Raw genomic sequence first — 16,865 nt, forward strand, 5'->3', positions numbered from 1 at the left:
CGGTGCCCGGCGAGATCGCCCGAGGCGGAGACGACGGCGAGCGGGACCCGCCGGGGGACGCGGTAGCCCTCGGCGCGGACGCTGGCGGCTCCGACGAGGACGACGTCGGCCTGCTCGCGGACGACTCCGAGGATCGTGCGGTCGACGCGGTTGGTGAGCGTCTCGCTGGTTCCGTCGGAGCCGGTGCTGGAGCCGGTGACGCTCGCGATCATGTTCAGGCGCACGCGCACCGCCTCGTCGGAGCCGCCAGCGTCCGCGCCGAGGGCTACCGCGTCCCCCGGCGGGTCCCGCTCGCCGTCGTCTCCGCCTCGGGCGATCTCGCCGGGCACCGCCTGGAGCTGCAGGAGGGCTCCCGGGTCCTGCTGCTGGTGCCGGAGTCGCGCGGCGCGGTGGAGGGGCTCCCCGCCGGCGTCGAGGTCGTCCCGGTCCCGTCCTCCTCGGAGCGGATCGGCGTCGACGAGCTCCTGGAGGCTCTCGCCGGGCTCGGCCTGCACCGCGTCGTCTGCGAGGGCGGCGCCTCGCTCTCGGGCCAGTTCCTCGCCTCGGGCCGGGTCGACGAGCTGTGCCTCACCACCTCGCCGCGCGTGGTCCTCCCGGGCCTCCCGGTCGCGACGGGCACGGCCGTCGTCGACGACGCCTACGCCCTGACGCTGCTGGCCGCGGACGATTCCGGGGCCGTCTACGCCCGCTGGAGCCGCACGCGCTGAGAGCCGCCCACCCGGCGTGCCTCCGCGTCCCGGGCGCGTCGGAACCCTAGTCTGCGATCGTGCCCGAATTCCCAGCGTCGTCCCAGCTCCCCGAGGAGTTCCGGGTCGCGACGGAGTCGATCCGCGCCGCTGCCACACGCGCCGAGCTCACCGTCTCCGAGATCGCCTCGCCGTCGGGTCTCGCGCCCTGGGCCCTCGCCCTGTCGGGCGACGTCGCGCCGCACGCGCACGGACGCGACTCCGAGCTGGGCACGGGGCGCTTCATCCTGCTCTACGACCCCGAGGAGCCCGAGCAGTGGGGCGGCCCCTTCCGTGTCGTCTGCTTCGCCCAGGCCCCGCTCGAGGTCGAGATCGGCACCGATCCGTTCCTCGCCGAGGTCGCTTGGTCCTGGCTCATCGACGCCCTCGGGGCGCGGGGCGCCTCCTATTCCGCCGCGTCCGGCACGGCCACCAAGGTGCTCTCCACCGGTTTCGGCGAGCTGGCCGCTCAGGGCGACGGTGCGCAGATCGAGATCCGCGCCTCCTGGAGCCCGGATGATGCGCAGCTCGCCGCTCACGTGGAAGGGTGGGGGGAGCTGTTGTGCATGCTCGCGGGTCTCCCGCCCGTATCGAGCGACGGTGTGACCCCGCTCGCCTTCCGACGGAACAACCGTGACTGATTACCGTGTCCTCTCCACGCCCGACGAGTTCCTCGCCGCGGTCGACGCCCTCGCCGCCGGCGAGGGCCCCGTCGCCGTCGACGCCGAGCGCGCCTCCGGCTTCACCTACTCGCAGCGCGCGTACCTGATCCAGGTCTACCGGCGCGGTGCCGGCGCGTTCCTCTTCGATCCCCCCGCCATCGGCCGGATGGACGCCCTGCAGGCGGTCATCGGCCAGGAGGAGTGGGTCCTCCACGCCGCCAGCCAGGATCTCGCCTGCCTGCGCGAGGTGGGCCTGGACCCGGTGCGGATCTTCGACACCGAGCTCGCCGCCCGGCTCCTCGGACTGCCCAAGGTGGGCCTCGGCGCCGTCGTCGAGGACCTCCTCGGCATCCACCTGGCCAAGGAGCACTCGGCCGCCGACTGGTCGACCCGCCCCCTCCCCCAGAGCTGGCTCGTCTACGCCGCGAAGGACGTGGAGCTCCTCGTGGACCTCCGCGACCGCATGGAGGAGATGCTCATCGCCGCGCGGAAGACGCGCATCGCCCGCGAGGAGTTCGAGGCGACGCTCGCGCGCGCCCCGAAGGCGGTCCCGCCGGATCCGTGGCGCCGCCTCTCCGGCATGCACTCGCTCCGCGGCCCGCGCCCCCTCGCCGTGGCGCGCGAGCTCTGGCTGGCCCGGGACGCGTTCGCCCGCGAGCGCGACATCGCTCCCGGCCGCCTGATCCCCGACTCCTCGATCATCGCGGTCGCCCGCAACATCCCGACCAGCATCGGCCAGCTCTCGGGCCGCCGCGACTTCACCGGCCGCGCCAGCCGCGGCGAGGTCGAGCGCTGGTGGGCCGCGATCGAGCGCGGGACGACGACCGAGGACCTGCCGAGCCCGACCCGCCCGGCCGCCGACACGCTCCCCCCTCCGCGGGCGTGGGGCGATCGCAACCCGGCCGCCGACGCCCGTCTGAAGGCGGGACGCGCCGTGGTCACCGAGATCGCCGAGCTGCTCTCGCTCCCGGTCGAGAACCTGCTCACGCCGGAGCTGCTGCGCCGGGTGGCCTGGAACCCGCCCGAGCCGCTGACCGCGGAGTCGGTCGCCGCGGAGCTCACCCGTGCCGGCGCCCGTGCCTGGCAGGTCGAGGCCACGTCGGGCTCGATCGCCACCGCGTTTGTCGAAGCGGCCCAAGCGCCGGCCGAGGGCACCGAAACCCTTTCGTAGGAAGCGGCAAAGGATTCCGGCTGCGCGGTGCCGGTTCCTACGATCGACGGCGACCGTGAGTTCCTGGGAGGCATTGTGGCCGAGAGATCCGAAGTCGTGTTCGTCGACGGAGTCCGTACTCCGTTCGGGCGTGCCGGCGAGAAGGGCATGTACTGGCAGACCCGGGCCGACGACCTCGTCGTCAAGGCGATGATCGGTCTGCTGGAGCGCAACGGCGCGCTGCCGAAGGAGCGGGTGGACGAGGTGGCGATCGCCGCCACCACCCAGCAGGGCGACCAGGGCCTGACCCTCGGCCGCACGGCGGCGCTGCTCGCAGGGCTGCCGAAGTCGGTGCCCGGCTTCGCCATCGACCGCATGTGCGCCGGAGCGATGACCTCGGTCACCGCGACCGCGGGCGGCATCGCGTTCGGCGCCTACGACGTGGTCCTCGCCGGCGGCGTGGAGCACATGGGCCGGCACCCGATGGGCTTCGGCGCCGACCCCAACCCGCGCTTCCTCTCCGAGCGCCTCGTCGGCGAGGACGCGCTCAACATGGGCCGCACGGCGGAGCGGATCCACGACCGCTTCCCGCACCTGACGAAGGAGCGCGCCGACCACTACGCCCTGCGGAGCCAGCAGAAGCTCGCCGCCGCGTACGCCGCCGGCAGCATCCAGCCGGACCTCGTCCCCGTCGCCACGCGCAGCGCCGCGGGCTGGGGCCTCGCGACCGCCGATGAGGCACCGCGCCCCGAGACGACCCTCGAGGGCCTCGCGGGCCTGCGGACCCCGTTCCGCCCCCATGGCCGGGTGACCGCGGGCAACTCCTCCGGGCTCAACGACGGAGCGACGGTGTCGCTCCTGGCCAGCGCCGACGCCGCGCAGGAGCTGGGCCTGTCCGCGAAGATGCGGATGGTGAGCTTCGCGTACGCCGGCGTCGAGCCCGAGATCATGGGCATCGGCCCGGTCCCCTCGACCGAGAAGGCGCTCCGCAAGGCGGGCCTGGGCATCGAGGACATCGGGCTCTTCGAGCTCAACGAGGCGTTCGCCGTGCAGGTGCTCTCCTTCCTCGACCACTTCGGCCTCGACGACGACGACCCGCGCGTCAACGAGTACGGCGGAGCGATCGCGATCGGCCACCCGCTCGCCTCCTCCGGGGTCCGGCTGATGATCCAGCTGGCCCGGCAGTTCGAGTCGCACCCCGAGGTCCGCTACGGCGTGACGGCCCTCTGCGTCGGCCTCGGCCAGGGCGGCACGGTGATCTGGGAGAACCCGCACTACGACGGCAAGCGCGGACGACGGAAGGGACGCTGACCCATGCTCGACGGATTCGAGAACCTCGTGGACCTCGCCGAGGGCGAGGTCGTCACCCACTCCTACGTCCGCGACGTGCCGCTGCCCAGCGGCCGCACGCTCGCCCTGATCACGCTCGACAACGACCGCGACCACACCCGCCCCAACACCTTCGGGCCGGCGTCGCTCTTCGAGCTGGCGGACGTCCTCCTCACGCAGAAGGAGCGCGCCTCGCGCGGCGAGATCCAGGCGGTCGGCATCACCGGCAAGCCGTTCATCCTCGCCGCGGGAGCCGACCTCAGCAAGGTCGGGGCCATCCCGAGCCGTGAGCTCGGCCGCCAGCTGGCGCGCCTGGGCCACCGCACGCTGGGGATGCTGGCCGAGCTGGGCGTGCCGTCCTTCGCCTTCATCAACGGCCTCGCCCTGGGCGGCGGCACCGAGATCGGCCTGAACGCCGACTACCGCACCGTCGACTCCTCCATCCCCGCGCTCGGGCTCCCCGAGGTCTTCCTCGGCATCATCCCCGGCTGGGGCGGCGCGTGGCTCCTGCCGAACCTGATCGGCATCGAGAACGCCCTCAAGGTCGTCGTCGAGAACCCGCTGAAGAACAACCGCACGCTCAAGGGCCAGGAGGTGTTCGACCTCGGCATCGCCGACGCGATCTTCCCGCCCGCCGCCTTCCTCGAGGACTCGCTCCGCTGGGCCGACGGTGTGATCGGCGGCTCCGTGAAGGTGGAGCGGCCGAACGCGCCCGGCAAGCTGGAGCGGCTGGTCAAGTGGGACGTCGCGATCTCGATCGCGCGCAAGCAGCTGGAGTCGCGGATCGGCACGGTCGCGGCGTCTCCGTACCGCGCGCTGGAGCTGCTCAAGGCCGCGAAGAACACCACGCGCGAGGAGGGCTTCGCCGCCGAGGACGAGGCGCTGGCCGACCTGATCTCGGGCGACCAGTTCCGCGCGAGCATCTACGCGTTCGATCTGGTGCAGAAGCGCGCCAAGCGTCCCGCGGGAGCGCCCGACAGGGCGCTGGCAAAGCCCGTCACCAAGGTCGGGGTGGTCGGCGCGGGCCTCATGGCCTCGCAGTTCGCGCTGCTCTTCCTCCGCCGCCTCCAGGTGCCGGTGGTCATCACCGACCTCGACCAGGAGCGGGTCGACAAGGGCGTCGCGGGCATCCGCGCCGAGATCGACGCGCTGCTGGCGAAGGGACGCGTCTCCCCCGACGACGCGAACCGCCTCCGCGCGCTGATCACCGGCACGACCGACCGCTCCGACTTCGCCGACGCCGACTGGGTGATCGAGGCGGTCTTCGAGGAGCTGTCGGTGAAGCAGGAGGTGTTCGCCGACATCGAGCGCTACGTCTCGCCCACGGCGGTGCTCGCGACCAACACCTCGTCCCTCTCCGTCGAGCGCATCGGCGAGCGGCTGGAGCACCCGGAGCGCCTCGTCGGCTTCCACTTCTTCAACCCGGTCGCGGTCATGCCGCTGATCGAGGTGGTCCGGACACCGCACACCGACGACGAGACCCTCTCGACGGCGATGGTCACCGCCGCGAAGCTCAAGAAGAACGCCGTCATCACGCGCGACACCCCGGGCTTCGTGGTGAACCGCGTGCTGGCGAAGGTCCTGGGCGAGGCGATGCACGCGGTCGACACGGGCACTCCCTTCGAGGTCGTCGAGCAGTCGCTGGCTCCGTTCGGCCTGCCGATGACCCCGTTCGAGCTGCTCGAGCTGGTGGGCCTCAAGGTCGGCGCGCACGTGCTCGACACCCACCACGCCGCGTTCCCCGACCGCTTCTTCGACAGCCCCAACCTGCACCGCCTCGCCGAGCTCGGCCACGTCTTCGAGCGCGACGCGAAGGGGCGTGTGAAGGGCGTCGACAAGCGCGCGGTCGCGATCGTCGCCGGGGGCACGGAGCCGATGACGGCCGAGCAGCTGCGGCTGCGCGTCGAGACGGGTCTCGCGGACGAGGTCAAGCGGATGCTGGACGACGACGTCGTGCACGCCGCGGAGGACATCGACCTCTGCCTGATCCTCGGCGCGGGCTACCCGTTCCAGATGGGCGGGCTCACGCCCTACCTCGACCGGGTCGGCGCGAGCGGGCGGGCGTTCGGGGACACGTTCCACCACCCCGCGATCCGCGGCGTCGACTGACGCGGAGTGCAGTGACGCGGAAGGGGCGCCGGATCGGATCCGGCGCCCCTTCCGCGCGTCGCCTGAGGGACGGGTCCCGACGGACGATCAGTCGCTGCGGGCGTCGTCCCGGGCCTCGACCTCGTCCGGGAGCGGGCGGGCGACCGGGATCTTGCTGCCCAGCACCTGCGCGACGACGTCGCGGGCGATGTGCTGGGGAGTGAGCCCGACGTCCTCGAGGATCTCCTCGCGCTTGGCGTGGTCGAGGAACTGGTCGGGCAGCCCGAGCTCGGTCACCGCGGTGTCCACGCCGGCCTCGCGCAGGTCCTGGCGGATGCGCGTGCCGATCCCGCCGACGCGCACCCCGTCCTCGATCGAGACGACGATGCGGTGCTCGCGGGCGAGCTCGATGATGCTGGTGGGCACGGGCACGACCCAGCGGGGGTCGACGACGGTGGCTCCGATGCCCTGGGCCGCGAGCCGCTGGGCGACCTCGAGACCCATCGCGGCCATCGGCCCGACCGTGACCAGCAGCACGTCCTTGCGCTCGGCGCGGGCGAGCACGTCGACCCCGTCGCCGAGACGCCCGACGGCGTCGATCTCGTCGCCGACGCTCCCCTTCGAGAAGCGCACCACGGTCGGCGCGTCGGTGACGCCGACGGCCTCGCGCAGCTCCTCGCGCAGGCGCGCGGAGTCGCGCGGAGCGGCGAGGCGGATGTTCGGGACGACCTGCAGGATCGCCAGATCCCACATGCCGTGGTGGCTCGGACCGTCGGGTCCGGTGACTCCGGCGCGGTCCAGCACGAAGGTGACGCCCGCTCGGTGCAGTGCGACGTCCATCAGCACCTGGTCGAAGGCGCGGTTCACGAAGGTGGCGTACAGCGCGACGACCGGATGCAGCCCGCCGAAGGCGAGACCGGCGGCCGAGGTCACGGCGTGCTGCTCCGCGATGCCGACGTCGAAGACGCGCTCCGGGTACTTCTCCGCGAGGCGGTCGAGACCGACGGGCCGGAGCATGGCGGCCGTGATGCCGACGATCGTCGGGTCCTCGTCGGCCAGCGTGACGATCTCCTCGGCGAACACCGAGGTCCACGATCGGGCCCCGGCCGCGCTCAGCGGCTCGCCCGTCTCGGGGTCGATCTGCCCGACGGCGTGGAACTGGTCGGCGAGGTCGTGCACGGCCGGACCGAAGCCCTTGCCCTTCTGGGTGATCGCGTGGACGATGACCGGCTGGCCGTAGTCCTTCGCCTGCTGGAGGGCCTCCTCCATCGCCGTCAGGTCGTGTCCGTCGATCGGCCCCAGGTACTTGATGTCGAGGTTGGAGTAGAGCGCCTCGTTGTTGATGAAGCGGCTGAGGAAGCCGTGGAGCCCGCCGCGCACGCCGCGGTAGACGGCGGCGGCGGGGCCGCCAAGCCGCTCCGAGACGGCCCGGGAGCCGCGGTGCATCGTGCGGTAGGTCGGCCGCGTGCGGACGCCGTTGAGGAAGCGGGCCATGCCGCCGATGGTCGGGGCGTAGGAGCGCCCGTTGTCGTTGACCACGATGACCAGCCCGCGGGAGTTGTCGTCGCTGATGTTGTTCAGCGCCTCCCAGGTCATGCCGCCGGTGAGGGCGCCGTCGCCCACGACCGCGACGACGTGGCGGTCGGTCTGGCCGGTCATCGTGAAGGCGCGGGAGATCCCGTCCGCCCAGGACAGCGAGCTGGAGGCGTGCGAGCTCTCGACGATGTCGTGCGGCGACTCCCTCCGCTGCGGGTAGCCGGCGAGGCCGCCGCGCTGCCGGAGCTTCGAGAAGTCCTGGCGACCGGTGAGCAGCTTGTGGACGTAGGACTGGTGACCGGTGTCGAACACGATCGCGTCGTGCGGCGAGTCGAAGACCCGGTGGATCGCGATGGTCGTCTCGACGACGCCGAGATTCGGCCCCAGGTGGCCGCCGGTCTTCGAGACCTCGCGCACGAGGAAGTCGCGGATCTCCTGCGCCAGCGTCTCGAGCTCGGCCGCGGTCAGGCGATCGAGATCGCGAGGACCGCCGATGGTCTCGAGAACAGCCATGCGCGCCGCCTTCCGGGGTCGTGAGCGAGGTGGGGACGTCTCCCGAGTCTACGCACGGGGCCCCCGGGAACGCGTGTGCGCCTCCCCCGCAGGGAAGGCGCACACGCTCTGCGGCTGATCTAGACGAGCGAGCGCAGCACGTACTGCAGGATGCCGCCGTTGCGGTAGTAGTCCGCCTCACCGGGGGTGTCGATGCGGACGACCGCGTCGAACTCGACGGTCTGCTTGCCCTCGGCCGAGTGCTCGGTCGGCTCGGCGACGACGTGGACCGTCTTGGGGGTGACGCCCTCGTTCAGCTCCTCGATGCCCGAGATGCTGATCGACTCGGTGCCGTCCAGGCCCAGCGACTCCCAGCTCTCGCCCGCGGGGAACTGCAGCGGGACGACGCCCATGCCGATGAGGTTCGAGCGGTGGATCCGCTCGAAGCTCTCGACGATGACCGCCTTGACGCCCAGCAGGCTCGTGCCCTTGGCCGCCCAGTCGCGCGACGAGCCGGAGCCGTACTCCTTGCCGCCCAGGATGACGAGCGGGGTGCCCTCGGCCTGGTAGTTCTGCGACGCGTCGTAGATGAACGACTGCGGGGCGTCCGGCTGGGTGAAGTCGCGGGTGTAGCCGCCCTCCACGCCGTCGAGCAGCTGGTTGCGCAGGCGGATGTTCGCGAACGTGCCGCGGATCATCACCTCGTGGTTGCCGCGGCGCGAGCCGTAGGAGTTGTAGTCCTTGCGGTCGATGCCGTGCTCGTCGAGGTAGCGGCCGGCGGGGCTGTCGGCCTTGATCGAGCCGGCGGGGCTGATGTGGTCGGTCGTGACGGAGTCGCCGAGCTTGGCGAGCACGCGGGCACCGGCGATGTCGGTGACCGGGGTCGTCTCCATCGTCATGCCGTCGAAGTACGGGGGCTTCCGCACGTAGGTCGACGACTCGTCCCACTCGAAGATCGAGCCCTCGGGGGTCTGCAGCGCGCGCCAGCGCTCGTCGCCGTCGAACACGCCCGCGTACTGCGTGTCGAACATCGACTTGTCGATCGACGAGTCGATCGTCGCCTGCACCTCGGCCGCGTCGGGCCAGATGTCCTTGAGGAACACGTCGTTGCCGTCGGAGTCGGTGCCGAGCGCGTCGACCTCGAAGTCGAAGTTCATCGAGCCGGCGAGCGCGTAGGCGATGACGAGCGGGGGGCTCGCCAGGTAGTTCATCTTCACGTCCGGGTTGATGCGGCCCTCGAAGTTGCGGTTGCCCGAGAGCACGGCGGTCACGGCGAGGTCGTTGTCCTGCACCGCGGCCGAGATCTCCTCGAGCAGCGGGCCGGAGTTGCCGATGCAGGTCGTGCAGCCGTAGCCGACCGTGTAGAAGCCGAGAGCCTCGAGCGACTCGGTCAGGCCGGCCTTCTCGTAGTAGTCGGTGACGACCTTCGACCCGGGTGCCAGCGTGGTCTTCACCCACGGCTTGGCCTTCAGGCCCTTCTGCGCTGCGTTGCGGGCCAGCAGGCCGGCCGCGAGCATGACGGACGGGTTCGACGTGTTGGTGCACGAGGTGATCGCCGCGATCGCGACGGCGCCGTGATCGATCGTGAAGGTCCCGCCCTCGCCGAGCTCGACCGTGGTCGGCTTGGAGGCGGTCGCCGGCGCGTGCGAGCGGTGGGTGTGCTCGTGGCTGCTGTGCTCGTCCTGCGGCTGCAGCTCTCCGGGGTCGGAGGCGGGGAACGACTCCGCGATGGTCAGGTCGACGATGTCGTGCGAGACGTCCGCGTAGTTGGTGAGATCCGACTCGAACTGCGTCTTGGCGGACGAGAGCTCGATCCGGTCCTGCGGGCGCTTCGGGCCGGCGATCGAGGGGACGACGGTGCCGAGGTCGAGCTCGAGGTACTCGCTGAAGACCGGCTCGACCGCGGGGTCGTGCCAGAGCTTCTGCAGCTTGGAGTACTGCTCGACGAGGGCGATCTGCTCGTCGCTGCGGCCGGTGAGGCGCAGGTAGTCGAGGGTCACGTCGTCGATGGGGAACATCGCGGCGGTGGAGCCGAACTCGGGGCTCATGTTGCCGATGGTGGCGCGGTTCGCGAGCGGCACCGCGGCGACGCCGGCCCCGTAGAACTCGACGAACTTGCCGACCACGCCGTGCTTGCGCAGCATCTGCGTGATGGTGAGCACGACGTCCGTCGCGGTCACGCCGGTCGGGATCGAGCCGGTGAGCTTGAAGCCGACGACCTTCGGGATGAGCATCGAGACGGGCTGGCCGAGCATCGCGGCCTCGGCCTCGATGCCGCCGACGCCCCAGCCGAGCACGCCGAGGCCGTTGACCATCGTCGTGTGCGAGTCGGTGCCGACGCAGGTGTCGGGGTAGGCGCGCAGCGCACCGCCCACCTCGCGCGTCATGGTGACGCGGGCCAGGTACTCGATGTTGACCTGGTGCACGATGCCGGTTCCGGGCGGGACGACCTTGAAGTCGTCGAATGCGGTCTGGCCCCAGCGGAGGAACTGGTACCGCTCGCCGTTGCGCTCGTACTCGAGCTCGACGTTGCGCTCGAGCGCGTCCTCGGTGCCGAAGAGGTCGGCGATGACGGAGTGGTCGATCACCATCTCGGCGGGCGCGAGCGGGTTGATCCGGTTCGCGTCGCCGCCCAGTGCAGCGACGGCCTCGCGCATCGTGGCGAGGTCGACGATGCAGGGCACGCCGGTGAAGTCCTGCATGACCACGCGGGCCGGCGTGAACTGGATCTCGGTGTCGGGCTCCGACTCCGGGACCCACTCGCCGAGGGCGCGGATGTGGTCGGCGGTGATGTTCGCGCCGTCCTCCGTGCGGAGGAGGTTCTCGAGCAGCACCTTGAGGCTGAACGGGAGCTTCTCGTGACCGGGGACCCGGTCGATGCGGAACACCTCGTAGTCGGTCGAGCCGACCTTCAGGGTGTCTTTCGATCCAAAGCTGTCTACCGCGGACACGTCGCCCTCTCCTTCGCTGACTGCAGCGTCCGCCGACGGGCGGCGCCGCTCTCCGTCCTCATCTTGACGACCGCGCACAGCGGCCTGCCACCAAGGAGGACCTAACTCCTCGACGCCGAGGCGCCCGGTCGACCTCGCCGCGACGGTGCGGGGAGGCGAGCGCTATTTATCTCGACGTCGAGACAATTCTATGCACGATCCGGAGCATCGCCCGCATCGGCGCGCTCGCCGGCTCCGCGGTACTCGGCCCGGACGGCGAGCACGGTGAGCACCAGCAGCGGCGCGTACAGGGGCAGGCCCAGCGCCAGCTTCCAGATGCCCAGCGCCGTGGTGTCCTCGGCGAGGAACAGCGGGTACTGCACGGCCAGGCGCAGGAGGAAGAGCCCCGCCCACGCGAGGGTCAGGGCGCCGAAGAGGCGGCGCTTGCGCCGATCGGATCGCCAGGCGGTGCCGTCCCCCATCAGGAAGCCGGCGGCGACGCCGATCAGGGGCCAGCGCACGAGGACGGAGAGGAGGAAGACGAGCCCGTAGACGAGGTTGGTGAGCAGCCCCAGGGCGAAGTTGTCGACGCCCCGCCCGGTGAACAGCGCCAGTGCGGCCGAGACCACCACGGCGAGCAGTCCGCCGACGGCCTGGATCACCGGCGTCCGGCCGAGCACCCGCGCCACCGTGAACGCCACGGCGAGCCCGACGGATGCGACCAGCGAGAGCACGAGCTCCGAGGTGACCGTGTAGAGCAGGACGAAGGCTATGCCGGGCACGACGGCCTCGAGGATCCCCCGGACGCCGCCCATGGTGCGCAGCAGCGCCTTCCCGTCGAACGGCTCGCCGTCGGCGACCGCGCCGAGTCCCGAGCGGCGGGCGGCCTGCGCGATCGCGTCGCCCACCTCGGGCCGGACCGGCTCCTCCGATCGGGCCGGGTCCTCGGGCCGCACCGGCTCCATGCCGGTCAGCTCGCGCTCTGCTGGGTCTGGCTGCCGGTCGGCACCTTCAGCGGGATCAGGTCGCGCGGAGGCATCGGGCCGCTGCCGCGGACCACGACGATGCTGCGGAAGAGCTCCTCGACCGAGGCGGCCGCCTGCTCGTCGACGGCTCCGGCTCCGGCGATCACGCCGCGGAGGAACCAGCGCGGACCGTCGACGCCGACGAACCGGGCGACGCGGGTCTGGCCGCCGGCGATCGGGAGCTCGGCGACGAGCTCCGGACCGAAGACGCCGTCGCGCTCCGTCGTCGATCCGCCCTGACGGCCGATCTGCTCGGCGATCTGGCCGCGGATCTCGTGCCAGAGGCCCGAGGAGCGCGGCGCGGAGAAGGGCTGCACCTGCAGCGTCGACCCTGCGTAGTCGAGGCCGACGGCGATGACGCGCTTGGTCCCCTCCTCGACCTCGAGGCGGATGTGCATGCCCTCGCGGGGAAGCACCTTCACCCCGCCGAGGTCGATGTAGGGGCGGACCGGGTTGGCCTCGCGCTCGTCCAGGGGCCCGGCCTCCGCGCGGTCCTCCGGCGCCGACTTCTCGAAGTCCTGCTGGACGGGCTCGGCGGCCTCGCCGGTCGTGGACTGGATGTCGCTCATGCGCTCTCCTCGTGGATTCTGGTCTCCTGGGCGCCGGCGGCGTACCCGGTGGATCCGAAGCCGCCCGTGCCGCGGACCGACTCGGGAAGCTCGTCGACGGCCGTGAACCTCGCCTGGACGACGGGGACGATCACGAGCTGCGCGATCCGGTCCCCCGCCGAGACGCGGTACGTCTCGCGGCTGTCGGTGTTCAGCAGCGCCACCCGGATCTCGCCGCGGTAGCCCGCGTCGATCGTTCCGGGGGCGTTGACGACGGTGATGCCGTGCCTGAAGGCCAGCCCGCTGCGGGGGACGACGAAGCCGGCGTGGCCCTCCGGGAGGGCGACGGCCACCCCGGTGCCGACGGAGGCGCGCTCACCGGGGGCGAGCACCACGTCCTCCGTCGAGTGGAGATCGGCTCCCGCGTCGCCCGGACGGGCGTAGGAGGGGAGCCGGTCCGCGGTGATCGGGACGTCGACGGTTGCAGGCACGTGACGAGGGTAGACCAAACGTCTGATCCAATAGGGTCATGCCGTCCTACCGAGAGAGGCTGTGGCCAGCGCCCTGGCTCTTCGTCGCCACCGCCCTCGTGATCCCCGCCAGCATCCTGGTGTTCGCGCCTATCGACCTCGCGGTGGGGGTGATCGTCGCGGTCGTTCTGTACGCGGGCTGCGTGCTGTCGCTGCTGGCGCTCTCCCCCGTGATCGAGGTGGCGGAGGGGGAGCTGCGCGCCGGCCGCGCGCACATCCCGCTGGACCTCGTGGGCGAGCCGTCCTCCTACTCGGGGGACCAGGCGTTCGCCGAGCGCGGGACGCGCCTGGACGCGCGGGCGTACCTGGTCATCCGCGGCTGGGTGAAGGAGGTGGTGCGGGTCCCGATCGAGGATCCGGCCGACCCGACGCCGTACTGGCTGGTCTCCACTCGCCGCCCGGACGACATCGTCGCCGCGATCCGGGGATCACGGCGACGGAGCGGTCGTCCTTCGGAGCCGGGAGGCGCTTAAGCGGCGCACTCCAGGCAGATCGGTCCGAGCTTCTCCTCGTGGTCGATCTGCGAGCGGTGCTTCACGAGGAAGCAGCTCACGCACGTGAACTCGTCCGCCTGGGGCGGAAGGACCACGACGTCCAGATCGAGGTCGGACAGATCGGCACCGGGCAGTTCGAATCCGCCCGGGTTGTCGGCGTCATCGACGTCGACGACTCCGGACATCTTGTCGGGGACTCGCTCCTTCAGGGCCTCGATCGACTCGGAGTCGTCATCGGTCTTGCGGGGGGCGTCGTAGTCCGTAGCCATTCCCATCCACTTCTTATTTCTGCTGTTCAACAAATCGGCGGGGTCAGTGTGCATCACGACGCATCGATTCGCAAACCACCTCGAACGGCTCTTGACACCCGCTCGCCCCGCCTCCTTCCGCACCAACTTTCGACCCGCCCGGGGTATTCCCGGCCGATCGCCCGGGCGCGTGGCATCCTTGCCCGGTCCGCGTCCAGAAGGAGGGTCCCCACGATGATGGAACTGAAGGTGATCGGCGTCGAGGGCGGATCGCTCGTCCTCGTGTCCGAGGGCGGCGAGCGCTTCTCGGTCCGCATCGACGAGACGCTGCAGAGCCAGCTGCGGCCGCGGGTCCACACCCTCCCGCCGCGCGAGAAGCGCGTCTCCCCCCGCGAGATCCAGGCCCACATCCGCTCCGGGCTCTCCGCCGAGGAGGTCGCCGAGCTCACGGGCGCCGACCTGGGCTACGTCCAGCGCTTCGAGGGACCCGTCACGGCCGAGCGCGAGCACATCGTCGCGTCCGCTCTCGCCGTGCGCGTCTACACGACCACCGACCCCGATCCCCTCGAGGAGGGCACGCCCTTCGGCGATGTCATCCGCGACCGCCTCGCGTCGCTCGGCGCCGAGGGCGAGCAGTGGTCGAGCTGGAAGGAGGAGGAGGGCTGGGTCGTCAAGCTCCTCTTCCGCTCGGACGAGATCGACCACGACGCCCGCTGGCGCTTCGACCCGCGGAAGGCGCTGCTGTCGCCGCTGACCTCCGAGGCGATCACGCTCTCGCAGCAGGGTGAGATCCGGCCGACCCTCATCCCGCGCCTGCGCGCCGTCATCCCCGCCGCCGTCGACGAGCTCGCCACGCGCTTCGACACGGAGTCCGCGGAGGCGCCGAGCCGCTCCGCCCGGGCCGACCACCCCACCGCCGGCCGCCCCGCCGCGATGCCGCACGCCCGGCCGGCCGCCGTCCGCCCCTCCGACACGGAGCCGCAGCCGGCCCTCTCCGAGACCCCGCGCCCGATCTCGACGCTCCCCCGCCCCGTCACGAGCACGACGGAGCAGCGCGAGCGCAACCTCAACGACACCGCCGACCTGCTCGACGCCCTGCGGCGCCGCCGGGGCGAGCGCGATCACGCCTCGAGCCTCCGCGTCCGCGAGGAGCCGGAGCCCGAGGCCGAGGCCGCTCCTCCCGTCGAGAAGGCACCGGAGCCGCCGCGCACCGCTCCCCCGGTCCCCGAGCAGCCGTCGGGCGTGCGCGGGAGCCTCCGCAGGGGGCGGGCGTCGATGCCGAGCTGGGACGAGATCGTCTTCGGAGCGCGCAGCGACGACTGACCCTCCGCCGGCGCGGCTCCGCCGGGGTGGACGGTGCCCCCCGTCCCCTCGGCCCGGCTCAGGCCAGCGCGCCGAAGCGGAGGAGCGGCACCTGCGTCTCCTCCGGCGTGAGCGACCCGTGCTGCCCGATCATGGAGCGGCCGGAGGAGTCGTCCGCCGCGTAGTAGGCGATGGTCCTCCGCGCCGCGACGAACACGTCGCCCATCCGCTCGGCCGCCGCCGGAGAGACCTCGCCGAACCAGCCGCTCACGGCGACCTCGTCGCGCGTCGCGATCCAGGCGCGTGCGCCCTCCGCCTCGATCCAGCGCCGCGCCACCTCGTCGGGGTCCACACCCGGCTCGAGGTGCAGCTGCAGGCAGCGGGGCTCTCCTCCGAGGTGCCGGACGCCATCGAGCAGCGGTCCCCGCTCGACGAGCACGTGCGAGGACGCCGGAACGTCCACGATGCCGTGGTCGGCGGTGACCAGCACGCTCTCCCGGGCGGAGAGCCCGCGGACCGCTCCGCCGACCTCCCCGTCCAGGAGCTCGAGCGCTGCCGTCCACTCCGGCGACTCCCAGCCGCGCGCATGCGCCGCCTGGTCGAGCTCGGGGACGTAGAGGTACACGAGCTGCCGGCCGCCCTCGTCGAGCAGGGCGCGCGCCGCCGTGAAGCGCTCGGCGACGCCGCCGGCGGAGTGGTACTCGGCGCCGCGCAGGATCGCCCGCGTGAGACCGGAGCGGGCGTACCGCGCGGGGCCGATCACTCCGGCCCGGACACCGGCGGCCGAGGCCTGCTCGAAGACCGTGGGGTGGGGCTGCCACGTCTCGGGCACCATGCGCTCGTCCCAGCCGGAGAGCTGGTTGACCAGGCGGTCGGAGGCGCGGTCGAGCACGCGGTAGCCGACCATCCCGTGCCCGCCCGGGCGCAGGCCCGTCGTCAGGCTCGCCAGGGCCGCCGCGGTGGTCGTCGGGAAGCCCGAGACGAGCGTGGTGCCGCGGTTGAGGGCCGGAGCGAGCGTGCGCGAGTGGCCCCCGCGCTGGCGGAGGTTCGCGGCACCCAGGCCGTCGACGAGGACGACCACGATCCGCTCGACGCGGGGCGAGCCGAAGAGGCCGGGGCGGCCCAGGAGCGCGTCGAGGGCGCCCGGCAGGACGTCGGCGAGGCTCCGCCGCCCGTCGGGGGCTGGCGGTAGCATGTGGGTCATCGCGCCCAGTTTCGCACAGCGCCGCCGTCCCCGTCGGGCCGGTGCGGCGGAGCGTCCGCGTGAACGGGAGGGCCGGTCCCGTCCGCGAGGCGCCGTCTCCGCTCCGCCCGTCCCGTCGAGCGCCGCAGGGCGGTGCAGTCCCCCGCCGCCGCCCCGCGCCCGCCACCGAATCGAGTCATGAACGCTGCAGCCCCCTCCTCCGGATCCTCGCTCACCGAGCGCATCGAGGACGTCGATGTCTCGGCCGAGATGGAGGGGTCCTTCCTCGAGTACGCGTACTCGGTCATCTACTCGCGGGCCCTGCCCGACGCCCGCGACGGCCTCAAGCCGGTGCAGCGCCGGATCCTCTACATGATGAGCGAGATGGGGCTGCGGCCCGATCACGGCCACGTGAAGTCGGCCCGCGTGGTCGGCGAGGTGATGGGCAAGCTGCACCCGCACGGCGACGCCTCGATCTACGACTCCCTCGTCCGCCTCGCCCAGCCGTTCACGATGAGGGTCGCCCTCGTCGACGGGCACGGCAACTTCGGCTCCCTCGACGACGGCCCGGCCGCGGCCCGCTACACCGAGGCCCGCCTCGCCCCGGCCGCCACGGCCATGAC

16 protein-coding genes are annotated in these 16,865 nt (G+C 72.1%); 8 read left to right on the forward strand and 8 right to left on the reverse strand.

The annotated features are described in order from the left end of the window. A partial coding sequence (locus tag C5C82_RS17680; RefSeq protein ID WP_181134458.1) for a dihydrofolate reductase family protein occupies positions 1 to 212 on the reverse strand: 212 nt, incomplete at its 3' end. Here C5C82_RS17680 and C5C82_RS18105 point away from each other — a divergent pair. The 5 genes from C5C82_RS18105 (at position 111) to C5C82_RS15295 (ending at position 5,975) form a co-directional block, all read left to right on the forward strand. Beyond that, a complete protein-coding gene (locus tag C5C82_RS18105; RefSeq protein WP_104355309.1) occupies positions 111 to 707 on the forward strand; it encodes a dihydrofolate reductase family protein in 597 nt (198 codons plus the stop codon). The two genes, C5C82_RS17680 and C5C82_RS18105, sit on opposite strands and share 102 nt — an antisense overlap. Before the next feature lie 59 nt (positions 708 to 766). Continuing rightward, the gene (locus tag C5C82_RS15280) at positions 767 to 1,366 is read left to right on the forward strand and encodes a DUF3000 domain-containing protein (RefSeq protein WP_104222090.1); all 600 of its coding nucleotides are present in this window, start codon (positions 767 to 769) and stop codon (positions 1,364 to 1,366) included. Continuing rightward, the gene (locus C5C82_RS15285; protein WP_104257524.1) at positions 1,359 to 2,558 is read left to right on the forward strand and encodes a ribonuclease D; all 1,200 of its coding nucleotides are present in this window, start codon (positions 1,359 to 1,361) and stop codon (positions 2,556 to 2,558) included. Before C5C82_RS15280 ends, C5C82_RS15285 begins: the two co-directional genes overlap by 8 nt. A gap of 75 nt (positions 2,559 to 2,633) precedes the next feature. Next, positions 2,634 to 3,848 carry a thiolase family protein gene (locus tag C5C82_RS15290; protein WP_104250321.1) on the forward strand — a complete coding sequence of 405 codons (1,215 nt, stop codon included), beginning with the start codon at positions 2,634 to 2,636 and terminating at the stop codon, positions 3,846 to 3,848. A 3-nt stretch (positions 3,849 to 3,851) separates the two neighbouring features. After that, complete coding sequence (locus tag C5C82_RS15295; protein ID WP_104355307.1) at positions 3,852 to 5,975, forward strand: 3-hydroxyacyl-CoA dehydrogenase NAD-binding domain-containing protein; 2,124 nt, start codon at positions 3,852 to 3,854, stop codon at positions 5,973 to 5,975. A gap of 87 nt (positions 5,976 to 6,062) precedes the next feature. On the opposite strand, the gene dxs is transcribed toward C5C82_RS15295, so the two are convergent. From dxs to dut, 5 genes are all read right to left on the reverse strand, one after another. Then, a complete protein-coding gene (dxs, locus tag C5C82_RS15300; protein WP_104355308.1) occupies positions 6,063 to 8,003 on the reverse strand; it encodes a 1-deoxy-D-xylulose-5-phosphate synthase in 1,941 nt (646 codons plus the stop codon). 119 nt (positions 8,004 to 8,122) lie between these two features. Continuing rightward, complete coding sequence (acnA, locus tag C5C82_RS15305; protein ID WP_104267882.1) at positions 8,123 to 10,933, reverse strand: aconitate hydratase AcnA; 2,811 nt, start codon at positions 10,931 to 10,933, stop codon at positions 8,123 to 8,125. Between the two features lie 188 nt (positions 10,934 to 11,121). After that, on the reverse strand, positions 11,122 to 11,877 hold the full coding sequence (locus tag C5C82_RS15310) for a DUF3159 domain-containing protein (protein WP_104222101.1): 756 nt from the start codon (positions 11,875 to 11,877) through the stop codon (positions 11,122 to 11,124). A gap of 5 nt (positions 11,878 to 11,882) precedes the next feature. Further along, a complete protein-coding gene (locus C5C82_RS15315) occupies positions 11,883 to 12,506 on the reverse strand; it encodes a DUF3710 domain-containing protein (protein ID WP_104222103.1) in 624 nt (207 codons plus the stop codon). Further along, positions 12,503 to 12,976 (reverse strand): dUTP diphosphatase, encoded by a 474-nt coding sequence (gene dut, locus C5C82_RS15320; protein WP_104222105.1) that lies wholly within the window; start codon positions 12,974 to 12,976, stop codon positions 12,503 to 12,505. Before dut ends, C5C82_RS15315 begins: the two co-directional genes overlap by 4 nt. Positions 12,977 to 13,014: 38 nt before the next feature. Here dut and C5C82_RS15325 point away from each other — a divergent pair, with 38 nt between their 5' ends. Further along, entirely contained in the window at positions 13,015 to 13,488 is a 474-nt protein-coding gene (locus C5C82_RS15325) for a DUF3093 domain-containing protein (protein WP_104232568.1), read from the forward strand. Here the strand turns inward: C5C82_RS15325 and C5C82_RS15330 are convergent. Next, positions 13,485 to 13,778: a DUF4193 domain-containing protein gene (locus C5C82_RS15330; RefSeq protein WP_055792269.1), complete on the reverse strand. Its 294-nt coding sequence runs from the start codon at positions 13,776 to 13,778 to the stop codon at positions 13,485 to 13,487. The two genes, C5C82_RS15325 and C5C82_RS15330, sit on opposite strands and share 4 nt — an antisense overlap. A gap of 213 nt (positions 13,779 to 13,991) precedes the next feature. Between C5C82_RS15330 and sepH the strand changes: the two genes are divergently transcribed. Next, positions 13,992 to 15,080, forward strand: a complete 1,089-nt coding sequence (gene sepH, locus C5C82_RS15335) for a septation protein SepH (protein ID WP_104232567.1) — start codon at positions 13,992 to 13,994, stop codon at positions 15,078 to 15,080. Between the two features lie 58 nt (positions 15,081 to 15,138). Here the strand turns inward: sepH and C5C82_RS15340 are convergent, their stop codons facing one another. Next, entirely contained in the window at positions 15,139 to 16,263 is a 1,125-nt protein-coding gene (locus C5C82_RS15340) for an alkaline phosphatase family protein (RefSeq protein WP_258065400.1), read from the reverse strand. Between the two features lie 177 nt (positions 16,264 to 16,440). On the opposite strand from C5C82_RS15340, the gene C5C82_RS15345 reads away from it, so the two are divergent. Continuing rightward, positions 16,441 to 16,865: DNA gyrase subunit A (locus C5C82_RS15345; RefSeq protein WP_308471618.1), on the forward strand; the 425-nt coding region annotated here is incomplete at its 3' end.

Source organism: Rathayibacter sp. AY1D5 (genome assembly GCF_002932515.1).
Classification (GTDB): Bacteria; Actinomycetota; Actinomycetes; order Actinomycetales; family Microbacteriaceae; genus Rathayibacter.